Origin of the sequence: Streptomyces sp. 13-12-16 (genome assembly GCF_002114215.1) — a bacterium.
Taxonomy (GTDB): domain Bacteria; phylum Actinomycetota; class Actinomycetes; order Streptomycetales; family Streptomycetaceae; genus Streptomyces.
This window is the reverse complement of the sequence record NZ_NCTE01001167.1, coordinates 1-2576: the sequence shown is the minus strand read 5'-3', so window position 1 is coordinate 2576 and position 2576 is coordinate 1. Positions and strand designations below refer to the sequence as shown.

The window sequence follows — 2576 nt, the reverse complement described above, 5'->3', positions numbered from 1 at the left end:
GGTTACGGCTACCCGGGTGCGCAGCAGCCGGCCTCGTTCGGCGGTCAGCCGCAGCAGCCCTTCGCGGGCCAGCCCCAGCCGGGCCAGCCGCAGCCGGGCCAGCCGCAGCCGGGTCAGCCCGCTCCGGCGCCCGCCGGTGACTTCTCGCCGTTCTGGTTCGCCGTGCCGGTGCCCCGTCCGCTGTTCCCTGAGGACGGCTCGCCCACGCCGATCGCCGAACTGGCCCCCGGTACCTGGTACCTGGCGGTCGAGCAGCGCGGCCCGTCCCTCGTCGCCCAGACCCAGGACGGCCGCCGCGGCGTCCTCCAGGACACCTCGGGCATCCAGCGAGGCTGACCGGATCCGGCCCCTCCTCGTCGCGGCCCCCCGCCCTTCCGGGCGGGGGGCCGTTGTCGTTCCGCCGGCCGGCGACGGCCCCCCGGAGAAGCGCCGGACGGGAACTGCGCCTGTGCCACTGCCCGTTCCGGGAAGCGGCCGAGCGCCGCCCGGACATCGTCCGCGCCATCCGCCCGGGCCTGGTGGCCCGGTCAGCGCACGCGGAGGACGCCGTGCGCACCGCGTTCCGCGTCGCTCATGACGTGTGTGACGAACGGGTAGTCGCCGGCCTCGGGCAGGGTCAGCTCGACGAACCCGCCCGACGCGGGGGCGAGATCGAGTACCTGCGCGCCACCGCGTTCCGCACCGCCCGGCCGCAGGTCGTACGCGCCCTCACGGAACACCGTGTCGAACTGCCCGCCCACGACGTGGAAGGCACTGGGCACGTTCGGTCCCGCCGTCAGCACCCAGATCCGCACCCGCTCGTCGGCCTTCGCCGTCAGCGGGTCGTGGTCGTACTGGCTGGCGTACCCGTTGAAGGCGACCATGTCGGGTTCCTTGGCGTTCACCTTGCCGGCGTCGGCGGTGCCGTTCTGCTCGCCGAGGTAGAACTCCGACTGGACCAGGAGGTATTCGCGGTCCACGTCCGGCAGGCCGGGCGGGTCGACGACGACGGCGCCGAACATGCCGTTGGCGATGTGCAGGGACATCGGCACGGTCGAGCAGTGGTACATCCACACCCCGCTGCGGGTGGCCTCGAAACGGTACGTCAGTGACTCGCCGGGCTGGATCGTGCGCATCGGCTCGTCCGGTGCCAGCGCCCCGGCGTGGAAGTCGACGGAGTGGCCGATGGTCCCGTCGTTGACGAGGGTGATCTCGAAGGTGTCGCCGACCCGGCCGCGCAGCACGGGGCCGGGTGCCGTGCCGTCGAAGGTCCACAGCGTCTGCCGTACACCGGGGGCGACTTCGGCCTCCGCCTCCTTCACGGTGAGGGTCCGCTTGTGCACCCGGGGGCCGGATCCTCCGGTGGCGGGCGGCAGTCGGGCGTCGCGGGCGGTGAAGCCGTCGGCCGGTTCGGCCATCGGATCGAAGGCGTCCGCGGCGGATCCGCCCTCGTTCCCGGACGCCGTCCCCCCGTGGTCGTGCGCGGTCTCCCCGCTCTTCCCGTTCCCCTCCTCCGACGCGGTACCGCCGACGCCGTCGCCGGTGACCCGCACCCCGAAGACCATGCCCATCTGCCGGTGCCCGACCACCGAGCACCAGCCGTCCAGATCCCGGCCGACCACGCCCGCGTCCAGCGTGGCCCGCTTCCCCGGGGCGATCCGGTCGGTACGGGCGCCGGTCTCCAGCACCAGGTCGTGCGTGTCGGTACCGGTGTTGTGCAGCCCGATCACCAGGCGGTCGCCCGCGGGCACGTCGACGGAGGCCGGGGAGAAGCGCATGTTCCGTACCGTCACCTCGACCGTGGTCGTGCGGCCGGTCGGCGTCACCTCCCCGCCGTCCGCGCCCGCGGCGGCGGACCGTTCCAGGATCGGCAGCGACCGCACGTCCGCCGCGCCGCCGCCCGCGACGGCCAGCATCACCACGGCGAGCCCGATGGCCACACCCCCGAGCACGCGGTGCGGGGACGCCGACGTCTCCACCGGGGCCGGCCCGGCCGTCCCCTTCCGGCGGTCGCGTACGCCCCGTACGACCGTGAGCACCAGCAGGACGAGGAAGTACAGCAGCATCACCAGGAGCAGCACCGAGCAGACCACCCGGACCACGGACGGCACCGGGAGGACGCAGAGCAGCAGCGCGGCGTTGGTGACGGTCAGCCGGGCGGGCCAGGCCCGTTCGAGTCCGGCGGTGGCGGCGCGTACGGCCGTGGGGCCGCCACCCAGGACCACGGGGACGAGGAAGCTGAGGGCGCCGAGCAGCACCTGGGCGATCCAGCCGGCGGCGAGCGGGGCGGTGAGCGCCGACGTACGCTCCCCCACCGTGATCCAGGACGTCGTGGAGAGGAGGATGCCGGCCAGGAACAGCAGGGCCCCCGCGAGCCAGAGGCTGCCCGCGGCCACCGACCAGGCGGCGAAGGAACGCGGCACCTTGGCACGGGCCTCGCACGCCCAGGGGACGCCGGCGACCACCAGCCCGGCGGCGTGGACGACGACACCGGGAGCGGCCAGCGGCGGGGGGCCGAGCAGTGCGGCGGCGACGGCCATGCCGAGCCCGGCGAGCAGCACGGGGAGGGCCCTGCGTCCGGCCCGTTCCGCGCCGTC

The 2576-nt window shown here is 74.7% G+C and carries 1 protein-coding gene and 1 pseudogene; one reads left to right on the top strand and one right to left on the bottom strand.

Features of this window, described 5'->3' with window-relative positions; genetic code table 11:
• Positions 1-336: pseudogene (locus B7767_RS36900) on the top strand (hypothetical protein); the annotation flags it as partial.
• A 191-nt stretch (positions 337-527) separates the two neighbouring features.
• Here the strand turns inward: B7767_RS36900 and B7767_RS36895 are convergent.
• On the bottom strand, positions 528-2576 hold a 2049-nt coding region (locus B7767_RS36895), incomplete at its 5' end, for a multicopper oxidase domain-containing protein (protein WP_107486539.1).